This is a genomic window from Cytobacillus sp., from assembly GCF_032154635.1.
Taxonomy (GTDB): Bacteria; Bacillota; Bacilli; order Bacillales; family Cytobacillaceae; genus Cytobacillus.
In genome coordinates this window covers 49,200-68,493 of record NZ_JALDXW010000006.1, presented here as the reverse complement: position 1 = coordinate 68,493, position 19,294 = coordinate 49,200, and the positions used below count along the sequence as shown (strand labels likewise).

The 19,294-nt window shown below is 38.3% G+C and carries 22 protein-coding genes and 1 other annotated feature; of the genes, 3 read left to right on the top strand and 19 right to left on the bottom strand.

Annotation, left to right across the window (positions count from 1 at the left end; translation table 11 throughout):
• Positions 1-8: 8 nt before the first annotated feature.
• Together RUH74_RS06480 and RUH74_RS06475 are read right to left on the bottom strand one after the other, a co-directional pair.
• Complete coding sequence (locus RUH74_RS06480) at positions 9-371, bottom strand: DsrE family protein (RefSeq protein WP_313799461.1); 363 nt, start codon at positions 369-371, stop codon at positions 9-11.
• Positions 372-416: 45 nt separating this feature from the next.
• Entirely contained in the window at positions 417-659 is a 243-nt protein-coding gene (locus RUH74_RS06475) for a sulfurtransferase TusA family protein (protein ID WP_313799460.1), read from the bottom strand.
• Positions 660-926: 267 nt separating this feature from the next.
• Here RUH74_RS06475 and RUH74_RS06470 point away from each other — a divergent pair, with 267 nt between their 5' ends.
• On the top strand, positions 927-2,198 hold the full coding sequence (locus RUH74_RS06470) for a BaiN/RdsA family NAD(P)/FAD-dependent oxidoreductase (RefSeq protein ID WP_313799459.1): 1,272 nt from the start codon (positions 927-929) through the stop codon (positions 2,196-2,198).
• Between the two features lie 320 nt (positions 2,199-2,518).
• On the opposite strand, the gene RUH74_RS06465 is transcribed toward RUH74_RS06470, so the two are convergent.
• The gene (locus tag RUH74_RS06465; RefSeq protein ID WP_313799458.1) at positions 2,519-2,701 is read right to left on the bottom strand and encodes a sporulation protein Cse60; all 183 of its coding nucleotides are present in this window, start codon (positions 2,699-2,701) and stop codon (positions 2,519-2,521) included.
• Positions 2,702-2,929: 228 nt separating this feature from the next.
• Here RUH74_RS06465 and RUH74_RS06460 point away from each other — a divergent pair, with 228 nt between their 5' ends.
• Positions 2,930-3,826, top strand: coding sequence for a selenium metabolism-associated LysR family transcriptional regulator (locus RUH74_RS06460; RefSeq protein WP_313799457.1), 897 nt, complete (start codon positions 2,930-2,932; stop codon positions 3,824-3,826).
• Positions 3,827-3,879: 53 nt separating this feature from the next.
• Here RUH74_RS06460 and RUH74_RS06455 read toward each other — a convergent pair whose 3' ends face one another.
• The 5 genes from RUH74_RS06455 to RUH74_RS06435 form a co-directional block, all read right to left on the bottom strand.
• A complete protein-coding gene (locus tag RUH74_RS06455) occupies positions 3,880-4,197 on the bottom strand; it encodes a rhodanese-like domain-containing protein (RefSeq protein ID WP_313799455.1) in 318 nt (105 codons plus the stop codon).
• A gap of 96 nt (positions 4,198-4,293) precedes the next feature.
• Complete coding sequence (gene leuS, locus RUH74_RS06450; RefSeq protein ID WP_313799454.1) at positions 4,294-6,711, bottom strand: leucine--tRNA ligase; 2,418 nt, start codon at positions 6,709-6,711, stop codon at positions 4,294-4,296.
• A 173-nt stretch (positions 6,712-6,884) separates the two neighbouring features.
• Positions 6,885-7,108: a binding site (T-box leader), on the bottom strand.
• Between the two features lie 175 nt (positions 7,109-7,283).
• A complete protein-coding gene (locus RUH74_RS06445; RefSeq protein ID WP_313799453.1) occupies positions 7,284-8,060 on the bottom strand; it encodes a 3-hydroxybutyrate dehydrogenase in 777 nt (258 codons plus the stop codon).
• 48 nt (positions 8,061-8,108) lie between these two features.
• Positions 8,109-9,428: a GntP family permease gene (locus RUH74_RS06440; RefSeq protein ID WP_313799452.1), complete on the bottom strand. Its 1,320-nt coding sequence runs from the start codon at positions 9,426-9,428 to the stop codon at positions 8,109-8,111.
• A 303-nt stretch (positions 9,429-9,731) separates the two neighbouring features.
• Entirely contained in the window at positions 9,732-11,099 is a 1,368-nt protein-coding gene (locus RUH74_RS06435; protein WP_313799451.1) for a sigma-54 interaction domain-containing protein, read from the bottom strand.
• Between the two features lie 129 nt (positions 11,100-11,228).
• Here RUH74_RS06435 and RUH74_RS06430 point away from each other — a divergent pair, with 129 nt between their 5' ends.
• Entirely contained in the window at positions 11,229-11,591 is a 363-nt protein-coding gene (locus RUH74_RS06430; RefSeq protein ID WP_313799450.1) for a hypothetical protein, read from the top strand.
• A gap of 117 nt (positions 11,592-11,708) precedes the next feature.
• On the opposite strand, the gene RUH74_RS06425 is transcribed toward RUH74_RS06430, so the two are convergent.
• From RUH74_RS06425 to RUH74_RS06375, 11 genes are all read right to left on the bottom strand, one after another.
• Positions 11,709-12,890 carry an MDR family MFS transporter gene (locus tag RUH74_RS06425; RefSeq protein WP_313799449.1) on the bottom strand — a complete coding sequence of 394 codons (1,182 nt, stop codon included), beginning with the start codon at positions 12,888-12,890 and terminating at the stop codon, positions 11,709-11,711.
• A 332-nt stretch (positions 12,891-13,222) separates the two neighbouring features.
• A complete protein-coding gene (locus RUH74_RS06420) occupies positions 13,223-14,653 on the bottom strand; it encodes an ammonia-forming cytochrome c nitrite reductase subunit c552 (protein WP_313799448.1) in 1,431 nt (476 codons plus the stop codon).
• Positions 14,646-15,179 (bottom strand): cytochrome c3 family protein, encoded by a 534-nt coding sequence (locus RUH74_RS06415; protein ID WP_313799446.1) that lies wholly within the window; start codon positions 15,177-15,179, stop codon positions 14,646-14,648. The genes RUH74_RS06420 and RUH74_RS06415 overlap by 8 nt, the downstream gene beginning before the upstream one ends.
• 72 nt (positions 15,180-15,251) lie before the next feature.
• Positions 15,252-15,752 (bottom strand): TlpA family protein disulfide reductase, encoded by a 501-nt coding sequence (locus tag RUH74_RS06410; RefSeq protein WP_313799445.1) that lies wholly within the window; start codon positions 15,750-15,752, stop codon positions 15,252-15,254.
• Positions 15,753-15,768: 16 nt separating this feature from the next.
• Entirely contained in the window at positions 15,769-15,900 is a 132-nt protein-coding gene (locus RUH74_RS06405) for a CcmD family protein (protein ID WP_313799444.1), read from the bottom strand.
• Between the two features lie 16 nt (positions 15,901-15,916).
• Complete coding sequence (gene ccsA / locus RUH74_RS06400) at positions 15,917-16,627, bottom strand: cytochrome c biogenesis protein CcsA (RefSeq protein ID WP_313799443.1); 711 nt, start codon at positions 16,625-16,627, stop codon at positions 15,917-15,919.
• Positions 16,628-17,311, bottom strand: a complete 684-nt coding sequence (locus RUH74_RS06395) for a heme exporter protein CcmB (protein WP_313799442.1) — start codon at positions 17,309-17,311, stop codon at positions 16,628-16,630.
• Entirely contained in the window at positions 17,308-18,012 is a 705-nt protein-coding gene (ccmA, locus tag RUH74_RS06390; protein WP_313799441.1) for a heme ABC exporter ATP-binding protein CcmA, read from the bottom strand. The genes RUH74_RS06395 and ccmA overlap by 4 nt, the downstream gene beginning before the upstream one ends.
• Before the next feature lie 38 nt (positions 18,013-18,050).
• Entirely contained in the window at positions 18,051-18,389 is a 339-nt protein-coding gene (locus tag RUH74_RS06385) for a hypothetical protein (RefSeq protein WP_313799440.1), read from the bottom strand.
• Between the two features lie 13 nt (positions 18,390-18,402).
• A complete protein-coding gene (locus RUH74_RS06380) occupies positions 18,403-18,765 on the bottom strand; it encodes a hypothetical protein (RefSeq protein ID WP_313799439.1) in 363 nt (120 codons plus the stop codon).
• Between the two features lie 19 nt (positions 18,766-18,784).
• Positions 18,785-19,279, bottom strand: coding sequence for a cytochrome c-type biogenesis protein CcmH (locus RUH74_RS06375; protein WP_313799438.1), 495 nt, complete (start codon positions 19,277-19,279; stop codon positions 18,785-18,787).
• Positions 19,280-19,294 lie beyond the last annotated feature (15 nt).

Sequence of the window (19,294 nt, the reverse complement as noted above, 5' to 3'; positions counted from 1 at the left end):
CAGAAAGATTAGTATGTAATTGAAGCAGCACCTTGTGATAGAAATTCTACTAATCTAGCTCCTCCGACAATCGTTGCTCCTTCGATTAGATGATCTTCTGATAGCCCTCTCTTTTTGTAGCAAGGACTGCACACCCAAATCGTACCACCTGCTTCAACAAATTGATCCATTAATTGTTTTAATGGAGCGAAGCCTTCTTCATGAATATCTTCTGCATATCCCTTTTCAGCTAAATATGCCCCTTCAACATTTAAAAAAACAACTGTTTCCTGACCTGATGCAACTGCTGCATTGGCAACAACAAATCCAACTGTTGCTTTATCTGTATCATTTTTGGCACTTGTAATACTCACTGCGAATGTTCCTGACATAATAATTCCTCCCAAGGTTTAATTTAAATGAATAATCGATCTAAGTTACTTCCCTTTTTTAATAAAATAATGGCTGATATGCCCCTCATCGAGGCGGTTTAACAGTGTATGGTGCTGCATTCGGCACCATGCAGGCAAATCCTCACGTGCACCAGGATCATATGAGATTACCTTAATGATATTCCCTTCCTCCATTTTCCTCATCGTAAGAAATAAATTCATTATTAGCTCTCCACACCCGGTTGGACCGGCATCATAAGTAACATCCACTGACATGTGATTTTCCATTTGACACCACCTTTTTATCATGCTGATGGTAAAAGATTGGGAAATACTAATAAATAAAGCGCTTTCTACTCAATTATAATGAATTCGTATGACAAGATAAATTCAATCTATCTATAGTATCAATGTAGATGTATCGTCTTTTCGAATAGTTAAAGCAGAAGGTTAAATCTGGCTTTTTCAAACAAATAAACTAAAGCATATTATGTATTTCATCGCTAATCGTTTATAATTGTTAAGTAAATTAGGATGAAATAAGTTGGTGAATAAATGAAATATGATGTAATAGTAATTGGCGGAGGACCTTCTGGCTTGATGGCAGCGATCGGTGCAGCAGAAAAAAAGGCAAAGGTCCTCCTTATTGATAAAGGAGACAAGCTAGGAAGAAAGTTAGCCATTTCAGGCGGGGGCAGATGCAATGTGACGAACAGGCTGCCAGTTGATGAAATTATTAAGCACATTCCAGGAAATGGCCGCTTTTTGTATAGTGCCTTTTCACTTTTTAGCAATGAAGACATCATCAAGTTTTTCGAAAAGCTTGGGATTCAGCTTAAAGAAGAGGATCACGGCAGAATGTTCCCTGTTACAGATAAAGCACAGTCTGTTGTCGATGCATTGCTTACAAGATTGAAGGATTTAAAGGTAGAGATCAAAACAAATTGTCCCATTAGCCATGTTCATTATAAGAACGGACAAGTCCAATCGGTTGAACTGAAAAATGGAAAGGTATATGAAACAGATTCAGTCGTTATTGCCGTCGGCGGAAAGTCTGTGCCACATACAGGCTCTACAGGGGACGGTTATGCATGGGCAAAAAAGGCTGGTCACACGATAACTGATTTATTTCCAACAGAAGTGCCAGTCACATCCGCAGAACCTTTTATTAAAAACAAAACTTTGCAAGGATTATCTTTACGAAGTGTAGCTTTAAGTGTATTGAATCCAAAAGGCAAGGCATTGGTTACCCATCGGATGGATATGATTTTTACACACTTTGGTGTCAGCGGCCCAGCCGTTTTACGTTGCAGCCAATTTGTCGTCAAGGCGATGAAAAAATGGGATTTACGTGAAGTTACAATAAGCCTTGACGCCATTCCTGATAAAAAAGAAGAACCATTGCTCCAGGAAATATATAAGCTCATTAAGGATGAACCTAAGAAAAGCATTAAAAACCTTTTAAAAGGCTATTTACCTGAAAGATACTTATTATTCCTTCTCGAACAAAGTGAAATTGATCCTTCCGCTCAAGGTGCAGCAATCTCAAATGAAAAACTGAGAAGCTTTGTGAATAGCTGCAAAAAGTTCCAATTTCAAGTGAATGGGACACTTCCATTAGAGAAAGCATTTGTAACTGGCGGGGGCGTTTCTGTCAAAGAAATCGAGCCGCAAACAATGGCTTCAAAATTAATGGCTGGCTTGTTTTTTTGCGGAGAAATTCTTGATATCCACGGCTATACAGGCGGATACAATATCACCTCTGCACTTGTAACCGGAAGGCTCGCTGGCATCAATGCTGCATTAACAGCGCGTAATCTTAAATAGATGTATGGATTGCACAGAATTACATGATGATTAATTTGCGGTCACATAAACATTTTATGTGACCGATTTTTGGATTTATTGCCATTTTTGGGTGCGTAAATTTTTTTACGTGACCGTTTTTTTCATTTATTACCATTTTCGGGTTCATAAATCTTTTTGCGTGACCTTTTTTTGCATTTATTACCATTCTCAGGTTCATAAATCTTTTTACGCGACTGTTTTTTTCATTTATTACCATTTTTGGGTTCATATATCTTGTTACTCGACTAATTTTATAAGAAGCAAAAAAAAGAACGCTCACACAAAGTGAACGGAACCCGTTAAGATCGGTATATAATCATTGCCGAAAAACAGTAAATCTGCTCATCTTCATCCTCATGAACAGCTGCTACATTGTACTTAATATCGAGCAGTTTTTTCTCTTCAATTTTCTGTAAAAAACGATTCATTTCCAACTCGAGATCTTTCTCATGCTCTTGATCAAATAATTTGACCTGAATCAAAGACCCCTCACCCTTTCCAGCGTTTTAAAACCATTATTAACTGAATAGTCAATATTTAGTCATTTTAAAACAAATTAATCTAGAAGCATATTCGGATAAAGGTTTTAATTTTGGACAAAACTCCACACACTTATCTCATATAGAAATGGTATTCTTATATACATACAACTAATCGATTTCATAAATAATATTCAATCGATACGATCCATGAGATTGGAGGGAGAAAAAATGGACCTGCATCAATTATTTGTTTTTACAAAGGTTGTTGAGCATAGGAATTTTTCAAAAGCAGCAGATGACGTTTTTTTAAGCCAGTCGACAGTTAGTTCACATATTATGGCATTAGAGAAAAGTTTAAACCTTAAACTATTTGACAGGGAAGGAAGAGATACAATATTAACACCGCATGGGGAACGGTTGTATCATTGGGCACAAAAAATTTTACTCTTAAAAGATGAAGCCTTGCTAGATCTAAAGAGGGAAATGATGGACTTTCGCGGCATTGTAAAAATGGCGACAAGCTCTGTTCCTGGCTCATTTATCATTCCAAATATGATTAAACATTTCCATCAAATTTATCCGAATATTTCTTTTCATATCTCAGAATCCTCCTCAAAAAAAGTCGTAGAATATGTCCTTAATCGGACGGTTGATATTGGAATTCTAGGAGAAAAATATGAAAATGATAAGCTTTTCTATCTTCCTATTCAAAAAGAAAAATTAGTATTAATTGCTTCAAATGAACTGGAATTTAATGAACCTGTTTGTTTAGAGGAAATCATTAAGCATCCTTTAATTATGAGAAACTCTGATTCCGGAACAAGGTCACTAATAAATAAGTTTTTAGAGAAGAAACAGATTTCAAAGGAACATTTAAACATTGTTGTTCATACAGATTCTGGGAATAGCTTAATTCAATTTGTCATACAAAATGTGGGCATCTCTATTATTTCTGAAATGGCTGCACGAGAATTTGCAGCTGCCAATTTAATTCACATGTACGAAATCAAAGACTTTCATGATGAAAGATTTTTCTACCTTGTTTATCATAAAAACAAAACATTATCATTAGCTGCAAAGTTATTTATCGAGAATGTAAAAGAATTAGAAAAAGATGCGTATTAAAAAAGAACAGGCTGCTATACACATTGTCTGTTCTTTTCTTTGGAGAATTATATTTATTTCTGAGGCTTTACTGTTTCCCCAGACCAATTCAGCATGCCGCCAATCATATTTCTAACCTTAAATCCTTGGTCTTGCATGTAATGGCAAACGTTCTCGCTGCGCCCGCCAGAACGGCAAATAAAAATGTATTCTTTATCTTTATCAAAGTAATCTAGGTTTTCGGGAATAGTCATCATGCGGATATGCTTAGCACCTGGGATCATCCCCTGTGCCACTTCTTCGTCTTCTCTTACATCAACAAGCTCCAGCTTTTCACCGGCAGCAATTTTTTCCTCTAATTCATCTGTTGTAATGATTTCGATTGATTCCATTGAAAAAATCCCTTCTAAAAAGTATTTATTCCCTATTGTAAAAAACATCCCCCGAAAACACAATCGGAGGATGTTTTGATAATCGCTTGCACCTTCCTAGTTAGCCACTATATTAACTAACTTTCCTGGAACGGCAATCACTTTTCGGATTGTTTTCCCATCAATTTGCTCTTTCACTTTATCATCATCCATGGCGATTTTTTCAAGTGCATCTTTTTGGGCATCAGATGGAACGCGAAGTTTCGCTTTTACTTTTCCGTTAATCTGAATAACAATTTCAACTTCATCGTCCACTAGTTTTGCTTCATCAAATGCTGGCCATGCTTCATATGCAATCGTGCCGTTATGGCCAAGCTTTTCCCAAAGCTCTTCTGCGACGTGAGGTGTGATTGGTGATAGTAATTTTATAAATCCTTCAATATATTGTTTTGGAAGAACAGTTGATTTATACGCTTCATTTATAAAGACCATTAATTGCGAGATAGCGGTATTGAAGCGCAATCCTTCATAATCCTCTGTTACCTTTTTCACTGTTTGGTGATAAACCTTCTCTAAGTCACCGGCTTCTTCAACTGCTTGGATTTTTGGATTTAGCTCGCCATTTTCCTCAATTAATAATCGCCAAACTCGATCCAAGAATCTTCTGGATCCATCTAATCCATTTGTTGACCAGGCAATCGATGCATCTAATGGGCCCATGAACATTTCATATAAGCGAAGTGTATCTGCACCATGGCTTTCAAGGATATCATCTGGGTTTACAACATTCCCTTTTGATTTACTCATTTTTTCATTGCCTTCTCCAAGAATCATCCCCTGGTTAAATAGCTTTTGGAAAGGCTCCTTTGTATGAACGACACCGATATCATATAGAACCTTGTGCCAGAAGCGTGCATATAGAAGGTGAAGAACGGCATGCTCTGCTCCGCCAATATAAATATCAACTGGAAGCCATTCTTTTAATTTTTCTGCATCTGCAAGTGCTTCTGTGTTTTTCGGATCGATATAGCGTAAATAATACCAGCAGCTGCCAGCCCATTGCGGCATTGTATTCGTTTCTCTGCGGCCTTTTTTACCAGTTTCAGGGTCTACAACATTTACCCACTCTTCTATATTCGCAAGTGGAGATTCTCCTGTACCAGAAGGCTTGATTTCCGTTGTCTTTGGAAGGATTAATGGAAGCTGGTCTTCTGGAACAGCTTCCATTGTGCCATCCTCCCAATGGATAATTGGAATCGGCTCACCCCAGTAGCGCTGGCGGCTAAATAACCAATCACGAAGACGATAGGTTATCTTTTTGGTCCCGATCCCTTTTTCTTCAAGCCACGCAATCATCTTTTCAATGGCATCTTCCTTGTTCATTCCATTCAAGAAGCCTGAGTTTACATGCTCTCCGTCCCCAGTGTATGCCTCTATTTGAACATCTCCGCCAGCAACTACTTCAATGATAGGAAGGTTAAATTGCTTTGCGAACTCATAATCACGCTCGTCATGTCCTGGAACTGCCATGATCGCACCTGTTCCGTAGCTGGCTAATACATAATCAGCAATCCAAATTGGCATCTTTTCGCCATTTACTGGATTTACTGCATAGGCACCCGTGAATACACCTGTCTTTTCTTTTGCCAAATCTGTTCTTTCAAGATCACTTTTGCTTTGAATTTTTTCGATATAAGCATCAACTGCTGCTCTTTGATCGTCAGTTGTTATTTCATTAACTAAAGCATGCTCCGGAGCTAACACCGCGTACGTTGCACCAAAAAGTGTATCTGGGCGTGTTGTAAATACTGTAAAGGTTCCTTCATGTCCCTCAATTTGGAAAGTGACTTCTGCGCCTTCTGAGCGGCCAATCCAATTGCGCTGCATATCCTTAAGGCTTTCTGGCCAATCCAATAAATCTAAGTCTTCAAGTAAGCGGTCAGCATAAGCTGTAATTTTCAGCATCCACTGTCTCATAGGTTTACGTACAACTGGATGTCCACCGCGCTCACTTTTTCCATCGATTACTTCTTCGTTGGCAAGCACAGTTCCAAGTGCGGGGCACCAGTTAACCGCTACTTCATCAATATAAGCAAGCCCTTTTTCATAAAGCTTTAAGAAAATCCACTGCGTCCATTTATAATATTCAGGATCCGTCGTATTCACTTCACGATCCCAATCATAAGAAAAACCTAATGCTTTAATTTGACGGCGGAATGTATTAATATTTTGTGCTGTAAATTCAGCTGGATCATTGCCTGTATCTAATGCGTACTGCTCAGCCGGCAATCCAAATGCGTCCCATCCCATTGGATGAAGAACATTAAAGCCCTGCATCCGCTTCATGCGGGATAGAATATCTGTAGCTGTATAGCCTTCTGGATGTCCTACATGAAGGCCAGCACCAGACGGATATGGAAACATATCTAATGCATAAAATTTATTTTTTCCTTTATCTTCACTTGTCTTAAAGGTCTTATTTTCTTCCCAGACTTTTTGCCATTTTTTTTCAATCTTTTTATGATTGAAGCTCATAATATGTTCCTCCTGTTTTTAAGTAATGGGCTCTGTTAATTGTTGACGCATTTGTCCACCCTTGGTAAACCTGTTCATTAAATTATTCATTTGACTTAAACACATTCACATGTATACAAAGGGCTCTTAATCAACAGTAACAAAGCAAGTAATAAAAAAACCTCTCATCCCTAAATAGGGACGAGAGGATTATGTATAAATCTCCCGCGGTACCACCCACATTAATGACAATAGTCATTCGCTTCATTCATCCTTAACGCGGAATACGGCAAGCATTACTAATCCTTCACACTTGCAGCTCAAAGGCGAGTTCATGATGCTTCCTGCTGACTTGCACCTTCCGTCAGCTCTCTAAAAAGGATTCGACACCATTACTGCTCCTTCTCATGGCAGATAGTTAATATTTTATTGCTATTGTATAAAATTTCCCGCCAAGATGCAAGAGGGCTCATCCTGACGGGAAGTGTAATAGATAGTATATGCATAGAATCAGGGAAAGTGCTCCTTTGGAAGAATATTATTTATTATTTGGGATTTAAAAAAGGGCAGCGTTCTTCTGCCCTTCTCCCCGCTTACTGCACCGTGTATCCCCCATCAATAACTATTGCCTGGCCTGTTACTCCTCTTGCCGTTTCACCTGACAGAAAAATAACATAATCAGCAACTTCTTCAACTGTTAATAGCCTTTTTTGCGGGACTAACGGAAATATAACCTCTTCAAGAGCCTTTTCAATAGGAACATGCCTCATTGCTGCAAGGTCATTAAGCTGGTTACGGACAAGAGGGGTATCAATATAGCCGGGACATATGGCATTAACAGTAATCCCATCCTCTGCTGTTTCTAATGCTGCCACTTTTGTTAACCCAATCACTCCATGCTTTGCACTATTATAGGCTGCCTTCCCAGCAAATCCTACTAACCCATTGATTGATGCCATATTAATAATCCGTCCAAATTTTTGTTGCCTCATGATTGGCAAGACATGTTTGATTGCAATAAAAGGAGCCGTCAGCATAACTTTTATAAGGAATTCAAATTTTTCTGTTGGAAAATCGTCAATCATTGAAACATGCTGAAGCCCTGCATTGTTTATAAGAACATCCAGCCTTTCGAAATGCCGGATGGTTTCTTGTATACAACATTCTATTTCTTTTTCTGAGGTGACATCACATTTTAGTCCAATCGCTTTGTAGCCTTCCTCCTGCAATTTTTCGGCAGATCGTTTCACAGATTCTTCTTGGATATCTGTTAAAACGATTGCTGCACCGTTTGCTGCAAATTTTTTTCCCATTTCATAACCGATGCCTTGTGCTGCTCCGGTTATAAAAACTACCTTTTTCTGAATCATGTATAAGCTCCTTTCGAAAAACGATGCTAGAAAAAGAAACTCTTAGATTTAGATGCCCATTCCAATAGAAAATAAAATAATTGCAATTCCAAGGCCTATTAACGGTACAATAACCGTAACCGCACCAACTGCACCATAGGCATCCTGATGACTCTCCCCGCAAATGGAACGAACCGTTGTTACAACATACCCATTATGAGGAAGTGAATCTAGTGCACCTGAAGAAATGGCAGCGACCCTATGCAGCGCTTCCGGGTTAACCCCCATATCCATATAGTGTGGTGCTAAAAGCGGAAGTGCAATGACCTGTCCACCGGAGGCCGACCCAGTCATTCCTGCAATAACACTAACTGCAATCGCTGCCCCGATTAACGGACTACCTGGAATATCCGTCATAAATTCTACTGCCATTTCAAACGCAGGTACTGCCTTAGCCACACCGCCGAAACCGACAACTGCTGCTGTATTTCCAATGGCAATTAATGCCCCCAGAGTTCCTTCAGAAACTGCATTCCAGAAATCATTGAAATACTTGCGATTTAATAGGTAAGTAGCAATTACCCCGCCTAATAAAGCAATGATTAGTGCCGATTGTTTAAGCGAATCATGGAAAATGAATGAAATAACGAGTACTACAATTAATGGGATTGCTCCCATCAGCGGGTTTGGCAAATTTTTGTCCATTGTCACAGGATCTTTTTCTCTTGCTATAAATGTCTCTCCTCTTTGAACAGCTTTAGTAATCATTCTCTTCAGCCACCAATAGCCAAAAATCATCATAAAGACCGCAACAATTAAACTAACCTCCCAGCCAGCATATGGAGTTGTATCGAGATATTCAATTGGAATCCAGTTTTGAATTTCTGGAGACCCCGCAGAGGTCATTGTAAATGTGACCGACCCGAAAGCAAGTGCAGCTGGTATAAATCTTCTCGGCAAGTTTGCTTGCTTAAATAAGCTTAATGCCATTGGATAAACAGAAAAGGCAACAACGAATAAGCTGACACCCCCATAGGTTAAAAAAGCACAGGAAACGACAATGGCAAGAACTGCATACTTCATTCCAAGCTTATCGACTATCAGCTTAGAAACACTATCTGCAGCTCCGCTATCCTCCATTACTTTTCCAAAAATTGCACCTAATAGGAACATTAAATACCACGAGGTAACAAACCCGGAGAACCCTGACATATAATTGCCTACCAGATTTGCTTCTCCCTCCCCAGCTAGCTGCGGAAATAACGGCATCCCGCTAAACACAGCAACAAATATGGCTGACAAAGGACCGACAACAAGAAGGTTCATTCCACGCATGGTTAAAAAAATTAATAAGGCCAATCCACCGATTAATCCGATCATGCTAAGCATTTTAGTTCCTCCTTTTTTTGAGTTTGAAGCTTAAATTACCTATTTGCCGTATTCCATCCCCCTTTTGTAAACGATTACATTTCGAAATAACAATCTAGCAAGGTCAAAATGCTCCTCTTTCTCCTTTAATGCAAGTAGCATGCCAAAAATTAAAAGCAATATGCGGCAGATAAATTTGAAAATTATGTGAACTTTTATTCCAGATATTCGGAATCATAGAAAGGAATTAGCTTCCTAAAATACTTTGTGATTGTTGAAAACTAGGAAAGTCCAGATTTCTGGAAAGAATTCCGAAATTCTGGACTACAAATGGGCAATTTCATATTTTTTAAGTTTTTCATACAATGATGACTTACTAATCCCTAATGCCTTTGCTGCTTCAAGCTTATTGTTCTCGAATTTTGCCAAGCTTTGCAGTAGTATTTGCCTTTCCGTCTCTTCAAGGATTTCCTTTAATTTTTTCTTTCCGACAGGAAAAAGTGCTGACTCCTTCAAATAATCCGGAAGGGATTCTAATGTAATCACTTCCTTGTTTGTTAAATGTATGGAAGCTTCGATCACATTTTCTAATTCTCTTATATTTCCTGGCCAGCTATATTGATTAAACCTTTCAAGTACATCCTCGTCTATGGACATAATTCTTTTTCCCGACTTCTTAGTAATTTTTTTTATAAAATAATCCATTAATATAGGAACATCTTCCATTCTCTCGCGTAATGGAGGAATCGTAAACGGCACTACGTTTATTCGATAAAACAAGTCTTCTCTAAATCTTTTCTCTTCCATCATTTTTTCAAGCGGGCGATTCGTGGCTGCAATTATTCTGACATCAATATGAACGGGCTCAGTTCCCCCTACACTCTCCACTTCTCCCTCCTGTAAAGCTCTTAATAGCTTCACCTGCATATTGATCGGCATATCACCAATTTCATCTAAAAATAAAGTTCCACCGTCTGCTAATTGGAATTTCCCCTTCTTTCCACCTTTTCTAGCTCCAGTAAAAGCACCTTCCTCGTAACCAAACAATTCTGATTCCAGAAGATGCTCTGGAATTGCCCCACAATTGATCTTCACAAAAGGCTGGTGACTCCTGTTGCTTAATTGGTGAATGCTATGAGCAAATAATTCCTTTCCTGTCCCGCTTTCTCCGCGGATTAACACTGAAATATCACTTGCTGCAATCAATTTTACCTTTTCCTTTAAGCTCTGGATTTGCTTTGAGCTTCCTAAAAGATCATCCAAGCTATATTTCACACTACGGTCAATTTCTTGTATATAGCTTTGAATTTTCGTCAGCATGCTTTTTACATGACTGTTCATTTTCATCCATTCCTTTGTATCACGAAAAAAGACAGTCCCAAATGCGCCAACCACATGATTATTTGAAATAATTGGAATGCGATTAGCAATCATATAGTTCCCTCTTATGTACTGAAGATCGGCAATTTCCTCTTTTCCCGTGGCAGCAACGATATGCATCCGGGAGTTTTCTATTACCTTGGACACATGTACCCCAATCACTGCATCACGCTCTACTTCTAGAAAATCACAGTAATTTTTATTTATATAAATGATCTTTCCCTTTTTATCAACGACGACGAGCCAGCCAAAAGCATTTTCCACAATGGTCTCAACGATATCTATTGGTATATCTAATAATGCACTTTTCATTGAAATCCCCTTATCAAAAATAATTTACCATCATCTTATCACACTTTTCTGATAATTCATTGTTGAGTAGTATTTTTTTCTGCTTTTATGCACATAACAATACTAATTATTTCAATGGAGTGTATGTAAATGAAGGGTATTTATATAATAAATGAGCAATGGCAAGCTAAAGATCTTACTAGAGAGCAGAGTATCGAGGTACAGAAACAGGCAATGCAAATTTATTTAAAAGAAAACCAAATCTCGGCAATAAAGCTTAATCCTTTGCAATTAAAAAATTACTATACCATTCCGCATGCCCTTTTGTATGACTTAAAACAGCACTCCGGCAATCAGCTGGATTGCCTCGTCATTTTTTCCGAAGAAACGATTGCAACATTTCTCCATTCCTATCCAGCAAGATGGATACGAATAAAGAGCTACTTCAATGAAGTCGTGTTTGTAGAGAAACAAGTGTGCAAACAGCCGTATAGTGCTTTTGATTACCGCTGACCTAACTTTTCCTCTTTAAACGGGAATCATCGGCTTCTTTTAACTTTATCAGTTCTATTTTCCAAAAACTAAAAACAGCAGCAGATTCATCTATTAGAATCCGCTGCTGTTTTTTAATTAGGACGCGTGTGCCAATTGTTTCTTTTCTTTAATTTTTCGATCATAAATCAAAGTAGTAAAAATTGAAATGACAAGCAAAATAATGAGGACTGTAAATAGCATGGAAGTTCCGTAAACATCGACTAAAACCCCTCCAAGCAATGGTCCGATCATTCTTCCTCCAGTTGCAGTACTATTGACGATCCCTTGATAAAAGCCTTCCCTTCCCTTTGGTGCCAAATCATTAGCGACGGTTGGAACGGCTGGCCAAATGAACATTTCACCAATCGTTAAAATAATCATCGCCGTAAGAAAGATGGAGAACTCTTTTGCACCTGCTGTCAGAGCAAATGAACCGATAAATATTATAATACCTAAAATAATTTGTGTTTTTAGTGACTTAATTCGCTTCACGAAAATATTGACTAGCGGCTGACCAAGCACAATTAATGCGCCATTAACTGTCCAAAGGAAGCTATATTGTTTTAATGTAATATTTAACTCCTGTGTGAAGGCTGCAATCGTCGTCTGCCATTGAACGTATCCAACCCAGCATAACAAATAACCTACACACAATACTAATAAAGCATATAGCTTTGTATGGTTTTTCACACCCGAATGTTCTTTTAAAATAGAACTTTGTGAAACTGAAATCGTATTAATCTTTCGATATCCTAACACCGCAATAAGAAGAAAAATTACATACATAAGCGTATTTGCTAAAAAGATTAGCTGGAAGGAATAAGAAGCAACAAATCCTCCAAGTGCGGCACCTACTGCCACCCCTAAATTTTGCGCGACATACATCGCATTAAAGGCTTTTCTTCCTCCTTCCTTCCAAACAGAGCCTGCCATCGCAAACATCGATGGAAATACGATTCCTGCCCCAAAACCAGCGATCGTTAAGAAAACAACATACATTGGCCAGCCATGCCAAAAGGTTAAGCCAATTAGTGAGAATAATGAGATTCCAATTCCGAGCAGAACCGATTTGTACCCGCCAATTTTATCAAAAAGTGCTCCTCCAAATAAATTTCCGACAACCGTTGCCCCTGAGTTCAACATAAGCACGATTCCTGCTACTGACAATGATTTGCCAAGATGGTCATGAATGTAAATCGTGTTTAAAGGCCATAAAAAAGAAGAGCCTGTTACATTCACTGCCATCCCAATAACTAAAAGCCATAAGACACGTGGCATGAAAAAGAACGCCCCTTTCATAGAAAAACGGAAAGCGCCTTAATTAGGTCGCTTCCACAAGATCATTCTATCGTAAAAATTTGTTGATCATACTTTTATATGTGAACGTAAAATCCTCTTTATTTCGCATTCCAAAGTAAATTTTATTTCTTTTTTATGGTCCTTGCAATAAGTATTTCGCCTGCTATTTAAATATAAAAATTCAGAAAACTCTAATTGTGAAATATTTAGAATATGGAGTGAGTTAATTGACACTTATTCAACATTTTGACACAATAAAGAAAACACCGTACAAACTTAGTTTGTACAGTGTTTTCATAGCTTACTTATTTCTATTTTGGAGGAGGCTGCTGGGCCGGAAAGTAGCTGTTGGTCGCATGCACTTTCTTTTTGGCGTTATCTTTTTCTTCAGAAACAGCCTTCTTCACTTTTTCAATCTCTTCTTTTAACTCTTCTATATTTACGCCTTTCTTAACTAGCTCTTCGGTTGCAATTTGGATCGCTTTATTCGATTCCTCACTAGATACTCTTAAAGAATCCATAGCACCTTGCGGATTATGGAAGCCTGCTCCACTTTCAGCAGCAATGATGTCCCAGAACCATTGGCCTTTGCGAACATGCTCCTGTGCTTGTTTGATTTTTTCTTCACTAACACCGGAAGTAATCATTTTATTCACATAATAATGCGAGCTGATTGAAATATCCTCTGCTTTATGCAATGCAGCCATATGTGTATCTTGAATTTCGCCAACACGCTTTTCTAAATCTTCTAAATCCCGATCGCTATGGCAGGTTGCACAAGATTTATCCATTGTCTTTAGCGGTGACTGCCACCAGTGAGAACTAATTTTCTTCTTGCCATCCACACGTTCATATGGCATGTGGCAATCAGAGCAAGTTACGCCAGCTTTTCCATGCGGTCCTTCTATATGTGTTTCGAAATCTGGATGCTGCGCTTTTACAATTGGTGTTCCCGAAACATTATGAATAAAATCTTGATTAAATCCGTTTTCTTTTGCTGTTGTTTCATAGTATTGATACATTTCCTCTGGTTTAAAGCCATTATTCCAAGGGAATGTAACTTCACTATTTTCTGCTGCAAAATGATATTCCACATGACACTGTGCACATACATAGTTTCTCATATCATTTTTCGTTGCGTTAGAGATATCAATCCCTTGTGCTTCCATCCCTTTTATAAAGCTTGGACGAGTAATGCGTAGATCCATTGTTTCTGGATCATGACAATCAGAACAGCCGATAGGAGAATGCCCCATAGATTCTGCCTTTGGCCAGATGACATCATTAAAGTTGCTTCCCCAATAGTCATCGCCCATTTCCTCAATCATTAGCGGAACAGCCGTTGATTTACATGTCAAACAAGATCCAATTGATTTATCCGTAATCCTTGCAGTCGCACGTACATCTTCATTTGCATAAATATGTCCGCGGTCTTCATTATAGTCGGTTGCAAAGCCATACCCATTAAAAAGAATAGGCAAATATGGTTCTTTATCTGGATCGAACTTACTGCGTTTAACTGAACCGCTATATTTAGTATCCTTTGTATCATCTGCATTTTTCTGATAACTGTCATATTGAAGCGGGAATAAATCTTTAAACGCCTCATTGCTGATTTCATCTTTGGATAATCCTGTCTTCGCATCTTCTGCCGCAGTGGTAGCATCAGAGCTTGAACAGCCTGTAATAATCAGTATGACAGCAGCCAGGGAAAGTAATAACCATCTATAAGTCCTAGCCATTGTTCATCGTTCCTCCTTTGTTTTCTAAAAGCTCACCAGGTTTAGGCGGTTTAAAATAATCCTCTGTTTTAAAGCCATTGCCATGCGGAATTGCCTGATGACAGCTAGAACAGCTATCCTTCGCATCGTGAGAAACATTATCCAATGTACTCTCATGGCAATCAATACAGTTCTGATTAATTGCGTCTGTTGATCCCTCTGTTGCAATTAGCACATTAGGAATTTTTTCTGCCCCTAGCGTATTGTAATAAACGTGGCCAAGGCCAGATTTCGCTTTAAATACGAGCTTATTCGCTAACGTATCATGCGGCAAATGGCAGTCACTGCAAGCAAGTGTCGCATGAGTGGAATCTGCAAAGGTATCATGTGCACTATTCATGATGTGACAGCTTTGACAGAAATCAGGCGAATCTGTATAAGCAAAGGTTTTCACCGTAACAACTGATAGAACAATCCCCGCAAATAGTCCAATAAATATTAATAGTCTCTTGTCAATGGCCAACAGCTTTTTAAGCATTCTTCTCATCTTTTTCACCTCCTCTAAAAAATAATGAAAAAGCAATATATTAAAATGCTGATTTAGCATTTTAAACAAAGATTAGTGAATACTTTCAATTATTTCGATCAAGTTTTTCTTCGTTGTCGGACCTGAAAATCTTTCAAAAATGACGCCATTTTCATCGATAATGATTGTTTCTGGCTGTCCAATTACATTGTATTTCTTCGAGATTTCCTCTTTCGTATCAAGTAAATAGAGTAATTTTGAATTTGATTCTTTTTTATATTTCTCTATTCTTTTTTTTGTTTCGCCTTTTGCAATGATATAAAGCTCGGCACCTTCATATTCAGCTCCAAATGCCTCAAGCTCGGGTGCTTCATCTATACAAGGCTGGCACCAAGTGGCAAAAAAGTTCAAAACAACGATCTTCCCTTTGCTGTCAGCTAATCGATATTCCTTTCCCTCAGTATCCTTTAATTGAAAATCAATTGCCTCATCACCAGGACTTGCCGACACTTTGCCGCTCATCCCATTGATGAGGATTCCAAGGACACCTGCAACAATAACTAATACGATGATTGGAATTACCCTTTTTCTCATCCGCCTTCACCTGCTTTTATTGTTCTGATTTCCAATCTTCGAGAACTTTAAGCTCTTTTTTCAAATCCGTTTGGCGTTTGCCTAGAATGAAGATATATCCTGCAAGCAAAGCCCAAATAATCGTGTACGCCATAAATAAATAACCCATATTGTTCTCCCCCTAATTAACTTGCTAATTTTTCAATCACTTTTGCTTTTGCTTTTCTTACAGTAAGACGCATTTTTTCAATTTCAATGCCTTTACGCATCATAAATAAATAGAGCAAAGTAATCGTACCAATACAGAATAATAAAGTAACCAGCATTTCAGGCTCTACGCCTCCGCCACTTTGGTTTTTCCCTTCACCGAAAACGACTGGATGAAGCTTCGTATTCCACCAGCGAATAGCCATAAATACAATCGGTACATTGATACACCCAATAATTCCAAATACAGCGGAAAGCTTCGCAATTTTTTCCCACGTGCCCTCCATTTTTCGAACAAATAAATAAGCAATATAGATGAATAACAGAATTAGGACTGTTACCAATCGGGGCTCCCAAGTCCACCAAGTATTCCAGGCTGACTTCCCCCAAATCATCCCTGTTAATAGAGTAATAGTTGTAAAAACTACACCTATTTCTGCAGAAATTCCTGCTTTAATAAAACGGGATTCTGTCGGTCTTTTTAATGTTAAAACACAGTAATATCCAACAACAAAGAATGCTAGGAATGCGACCCATGCCGTACTAACATGGAAATAGAATATTTTCTGAGAGGCACCCATTTGTTTTTCAATAGGCGACCAAATAAAAATTAAATACAAGGAAACAAACATTGCTGGCACGAGCAGTAGATACAGCACTCGATCAACAAACGCAGACCGCTGTTTCATTTATGATCCCTCCATTAAGTATTCAAATAAGAAAAAGCAAGCTGAAAAAAACAATAGATCATACGCAGCCATAAGCTGAAGCCATGAAAAGGCGTCCTGAATGCCTTCCTGTCCTAACACAATTTTTGTTGCCTGAACGGCGCCAATCATTAATGGACTTAGCAGCGGCAATAGCAGAACTGGCAGCAGCATTTCACTATTTTTCGCATTGGCAGCAAGGGCCGCGAGAAACGTTCCAATGACGATAAATCCAATGGTTGCTGTAAGAACTATTAATAGAAACCAAATCATATCGCCATGAAATCGATAATCAAAAAGCAGAAATAAAATGGGAATACTAATCATCTGAACAATGAAAACGAGAACTAGGTTAGCAGCCACCTTGCCAAGAAAGATACTAGATGGATCAATTGGTGCCACTCTCAATCCTGTTAAGCTATCATTCTCATGCTCCGAAATGAATGAGCGATTTAGCCCAAGCAGACCAGAAAAAATCGTAATAACCCAAATTAGGCCAGGAATAATCGCTTTTACCGTATTATTTGTTGGATCAAATGCAAAGCTGAAAATTAAGATGACTAAACTTGAAAAGATAATCATCATTCCAATGGTCTGTTTCGACTTCAATTCGTTCCGCAAGTCCTTCGCAGCAATCGTCAAGGCATCTGCAAGAATCATCCTCATTTGCCGCTCACCGCCGCTTCATACCATTTCTTAAAGGGCATCAATTCTTCTTGTGAGTCAATATTCTTATCACTAATCACCCTTCCTTTATTTAATATAAGCACCCGATCACAAACTTTTATCACCTGTTCGAAATCATGAGAAATTAATAGGATCGAAATCCCCTGTTCCTGCCTCTCTTTAATTAATTGATTTAGCAAGGTGACCGCTTCTTGATCCAGACCAGTATGCGGCTCATCGAGAAGGAGGAATTCGGGATCTGCCAGAAGAACGCGAGCAATGGCCAATCGCTGGATCATTCCCCTTGAAAATGAACGGATAGGTATATCCTTAAAATAATGGAGACCTACTGCTTTAAGCAGCTCCAAACTCTTTTCCTCAATATTTTTCACCTTATATAACTTACCGTAGAATTGTAAATTCTCTAATGGCGTCAACGCGCTGTATAAAAAAGACTCATGTCCGAGGTAACCGATTCTTTTTTTCAAAAGATGTGTTTTCTTCTTTATTTGCTCTCCATTCAGAAGAATTTCCCCACTTGTAGGCTGCATCAGACCTGCAGCAAGCTTAAAAAAAGTACTCTTCCCAGCACCATTTGGTCCGACCACAGCCACGCTCTCCCCTGGAACTAAGGCCAGAGAGAATTTTTTTAAAATAATCTTATCCCCAATTATTTTTGTGATATCTTTTAGCTCCAGCATATATTTCAACTCTTTCCGATTGCGAGAATAGGCAGCAATTAAGTAAATTGATGCAGCTCACTTTTTACATATTTAAGATGAACTTCGTATTCTTTCATTCTTGTAAAATAATGCTCATCAGTAATCTCTCCCTGCACTTTTTGCTGTTCTAGCAGCGCCATTTGTTTTTCAATTACTGCCTTCTTCTTTAAGAGCAGCTGAAATTGATTTTCATCCGTATCAAACCCTTGCTTATCGGCAAGGCTTCTTCTTCTAATAATGAAAGTCATAACAGTAACAACAACTAGAAATAGTAATACTGCATGAGGGTCAAACATATTGAGAAAAGGTGTTCCCAGCCAAAAATTAATAAGCCAATCCGGATGATATGGAGGCATTTCAATCACCCCTTTATCCCTTTTTTATTTTTCGTATTTTGTTCAGTTCTTTTAGAATTTCACGATCAACCATATCCAAATCTCCGTTTCCCTTTGGCTGGCTTTTATTGTGTTTTGTTTCTGATTTTAAATAACTAGCTGCAAGTATGTGATATTGCTTTTTGAACCTCTCAAAATCATTTTTGGACAGCTTCTTCATAAGAAAATCCATTTCCAATTCATTTACTGCTGTATAGATCATTTCTAAAGGCATTTCTGCTTCATTTTCTTCAAAGTTACTATAGGTTTCTCCACCTCGACTAAAAAAAGGAGAAACGATAAAGTAAAAACAAGTTATAATAATCACTGATCCTAGGAGTAAAAAAATGTAATCCATAATGATTGCTCCTTTTTGTTCAAAAGTGCTTTCTCCGCTCTTCTTCAAAGGTAATTTCAACAATTTCCTTTTCCGTTTCAGTCATTTCGACACAGTCAAAGGGTACCGCTTCTTTGTCTCCATTTTTATTTGTTAATTTTTTAATGCCGAAGCCTACTATAACGGCCCCTAGTAAAAACCCGAGTGCTGGAGTGATCCAAGCGATGATCCCGCTGCCATCTGCTGCCGGTGTCCGTAATGCCGCTTGCCCATACTCAGCAATATAGGATTGAAGGATTTCCTTTTCAGATTGTCCCTGATTTAATGCCTCAATAACTTCCTCATAATAGACTTTTTTAATGGAACATGTAGAAATATCATGATCTGCATGTCCTTGCATATCTAACTGATTAATAATAGATTGGAACTCCTTGGAATTGTAATCAAATTTTGAATTTGCTTTTACTCTTTTTTCATCAAAACCTAGGTCAATCAGAATGATAGAGACTATCATTGCGAGTGAGCATTTTATCATTTGCCTCCTCGTTAA